6 protein-coding genes are annotated in these 3201 nt (G+C 47.9%); 4 read left to right on the forward strand and 2 right to left on the reverse strand.

Features of this window, described 5'->3' with window-relative positions; genetic code table 11:
• On the reverse strand, window positions 1–431 hold a 431-nt coding region (locus tag WA010_RS12645), incomplete at its 3' end, for an FAD-dependent oxidoreductase (RefSeq protein WP_422557477.1).
• A 119-nt stretch (window positions 432–550) separates the two neighbouring features.
• On the opposite strand from WA010_RS12645, the gene WA010_RS12650 reads away from it, so the two are divergent.
• Genes WA010_RS12650 through WA010_RS12665 form a run of 4 tightly spaced genes read left to right on the forward strand, consistent with a single transcriptional unit; the run spans window position 551 to window position 2413 of the window.
• Entirely contained in the window at window positions 551–748 is a 198-nt protein-coding gene (locus WA010_RS12650) for a hypothetical protein (RefSeq protein WP_422557478.1), read from the forward strand.
• Between the two features lie 46 nt (window positions 749–794).
• Window positions 795–1478, forward strand: coding sequence for a tetratricopeptide repeat protein (locus WA010_RS12655; protein ID WP_422557479.1), 684 nt, complete (start codon window positions 795–797; stop codon window positions 1476–1478).
• A gap of 12 nt (window positions 1479–1490) precedes the next feature.
• Window positions 1491–2105, forward strand: a complete 615-nt coding sequence (locus WA010_RS12660; RefSeq protein ID WP_422557480.1) for a riboflavin synthase — start codon at window positions 1491–1493, stop codon at window positions 2103–2105.
• A 2-nt stretch (window positions 2106–2107) separates the two neighbouring features.
• Window positions 2108–2413, forward strand: coding sequence for a hypothetical protein (locus tag WA010_RS12665; RefSeq protein ID WP_422557481.1), 306 nt, complete (start codon window positions 2108–2110; stop codon window positions 2411–2413).
• Here the strand turns inward: WA010_RS12665 and WA010_RS12670 are convergent.
• Entirely contained in the window at window positions 2388–3131 is a 744-nt protein-coding gene (locus WA010_RS12670; protein WP_422557482.1) for a tRNA (5-methylaminomethyl-2-thiouridine)(34)-methyltransferase MnmD, read from the reverse strand. The genes WA010_RS12665 and WA010_RS12670 overlap by 26 nt on opposite strands.
• Window positions 3132–3201: the final 70 nt, after the last annotated feature.

Genomic DNA, 3201 nt, shown 5'->3' on the forward strand with positions numbered 1-3201 from the left:
GCTCGGTATTCATTGAGCAGATGGGTACGGACTCCAACCACCGTAGAATCTTCGATAATGAGGGAGGTAACAGTTTCTTGAACCAACGACATATTCGGCGTTGTTAAAATGGTATTACGGGCGATGATGCGGTAGCGATCCATATCGATCTGCGCACGGCTTCCGCGAACGGCGGGGCCTTTCGTGATATTGAGGATACGAAACTGGATTCCTGCCTCATCGGTAAGCAATCCCATCTCTCCGCCGAGAGCATCGAGTTCACGCACCAAATGCCCTTTGGCGAGTCCGCCGACGGCAGGATTACAGCTCGTAGCACCTACTTGTTCCGCCAAAATAGAGACCATCAGGGTAGTGTGACCCATGCGTGCCGAGGCGAGTGCGGCTTCGATTCCGGCGTGTCCTCCGCCGACGACGATAACGTCATAATTCATTATTACTTCTTTTTACGTAAATTATTAATGCAATTATAGCTTCCATTGTTGAAACCTATAAAAATACAAAGGAAAAATGCTCTACAATTAAGCAAAACTTTTGATGAAGAGTGATTGCCATGAACAACGACAGAGCCCTAACATTGGAAGAGATGTTGAAAAATTACACTCCTGAGCCTCTTGAATACGATCCTGAAATCGACGGTGGGGATGAGTTTTTGATCCGCGATCAACTGCTGGAAGAGAAAGAACGGCTTAAAGACGTTGTAACAAAACTTAAAGAAAAACAGCGCGAAGCGAGAAAAGTACGCCGTTAAGTGCGCCTCGCTATAATCTCCCGAAAAATAAACAAGGTCATACCAAATGTTACAACGTGCATTTGATGCTTTTAATGCTCAGAACTATTCTGAGGCATTGGAACTTTTTGAAACACTCGCCCTCCAAAATAACCCTACTGCCCTCTCTTCATTAGGCTACATGCATCAAAAGGGTCTTGGAGTTGAGCCCTCATTGGAACGCTCTTTCCACCTCTATGCCCAAGCCGCTGAACTAAACGAACCGACGGCGATTTACAATCTCGCCCTCATGTACGCCGATGGGGTTGTCGTCCCTCACGATCAGTTCAAATCGTACGAACTCCTCCTCCGTGCTGCGATCCTCGAATTTCCGCAGGCACAGTTTGAGACGGCTCTCGCATTAGAACGGGGGTTAGGGTGTCTCCAAAATTTCTCGGAAGCGGCATTTTGGTACGAAGAAGCGGCCAAACGAGGCAATACCAACGCGTTTAACAACCTCGGTGTCCTCTACAAAGAGGGTCATGGAGTACCCCAAGACTACGCAAAAGCTTTTATCTGCTTCTCCCGCGCCGCAACTATGAACCTCGCTGAGGGGCAATATAATCTAGGATTGATGTACGATCAGGGGCTAGGATGCGACATGAACAACGACACGGCATTGGAGTGCTGCCGGAAAGCCGCCTATAACGGTCACGAAAAAGCGAAAAGTATTATCCGTTCTTTGCAAGAAGAGGGTAAAATTGTATTTTAACAAAGGGGCACTATGTTTACAGGACTGATTCGGGAGATGGCACAGGTGAAGAGCTTCGGAGGGAACCGTTTATCCCTCAAAGCCGCGCATAAGCCCAAACTCGGCGACTCTATCGCTATCAACGGCACGTGCCTCTCGGTCGTGAGCATCGAGAGTGACGGATTCAGCGTCGAACTCTCCCCCGAAACTCTCAAACATATCGCGACCGAAAAACTCAGCGGTTCCGTACACATCGAACCCGCTATGATGATGGGAGATCGCTTCGAGGGGCACATCGTCCAAGGGCATATTGACACCATCGGCACCATCCGCTCCATCACCGACAACGGTAACAGCTACGACGTGATCGTCGATGTGGATAGTGAGTTTATCCCCCTCATCCCCCCAAAAGGTTCCATCACGATTGATGGGATCAGTCTCACCGTCAATGAAGTGATGGGAGGTGCATTCCGTCTCACGATCATCCCGATCACAATGCGCGAAACGCTATTTGGCACCTACAAAAAAGGGACACGGGTCAATATAGAAACCGATGTATTCGCCCGCTATATGCGCCATATCCTCACCTCATCGGCTAAAAAAGATCTCAGTTGGAATGATATTGACCATATCAGCGCGTTGTACTAACCATGAAAACCATTGAACTCATCATGATGGGGGCATTTATCGGCGGACTTGCCCTTTCGCTTTACAAAGTCTATCTCTTTCTCCCGCAAAAACCTCTCGCTGATGATGACACAACTCCCGAATCGGTCGAGTTGTTGGAGCGGATTATGGTCGAGTCAAATCAAGCGGGGATGAGCGAAGAAGCATTGTATGAACAAATGCTCACCCATCCCGAATTTGATCCGAAACACTTTTGGCGTTTTAATGAGAACCGTCTAAGACAGCTCATTGCACACTATCGTCTTAAAGAACCAAATTTTCGTCTCTAAGGCTTTGGATGAACGGATTACACCCAATCTTATGTGCCATATCGACTTTCTCATATCCCTCGAAAATACGCCGCGATGCGATCGTCGCATTGCGATATCCCTCACCCGTATTTAGATAGACGTTAAAGCCGTTTTCATAGAGGGCCAACCTCGTAGCGAGTGCGGTCGAATAGGTGGTAACAATCCCCTCCTCTCCCATCAGCCGTGCCACATCGGCAAAATACTCTTGTGTCCAGAGGATCGGATTCGTTTGCGGACTAAATGCATCCTGATAGCACACATCCCACTCCTCTTCCAACGCTCTCATCGCAACACGCGCATCCATAATATCAACCGTGATCACGGTTCGCTCATCCTCATACCCTCCGAGGGTTGAGATATCGTTTATCACGTTTCGATACGGCTCAAAGATATCGGGATAGGGAAAATCGATGAGCGAAGCGACCAAATCGCCATCGAGTTCGGGAGAGTAGATTTCCAACGTCATATTGGGATAATAGGTATCACGGTAATAAAGGCTCAGAAGGGTATTAAATCCCAATCCGAAACAGATGTCGATGAGGCGAAGATGATCTTTCTCTCGGTGCAGGGCAAAAGCGGGTTCGATGTGTTTTCTAAGCGATTCGTTCAGAGCACCGTCTTTGGTCGAGTGATAGTGTTCGTCGTATTCGCTACTATAGGCGGTATAACTGCCGTCTTCGCTTTGTACCCAATTCATTTTCAACCAAACAATTGGGCATGCGTACCCATACGGATCAACTTTAATGAAGCGAGATCTTTGTTAAATT

The sequence above is a fragment of the Sulfuricurvum sp. genome, from assembly GCF_049305995.1.
Taxonomy (GTDB): domain Bacteria; phylum Campylobacterota; class Campylobacteria; order Campylobacterales; family Sulfurimonadaceae; genus Sulfuricurvum.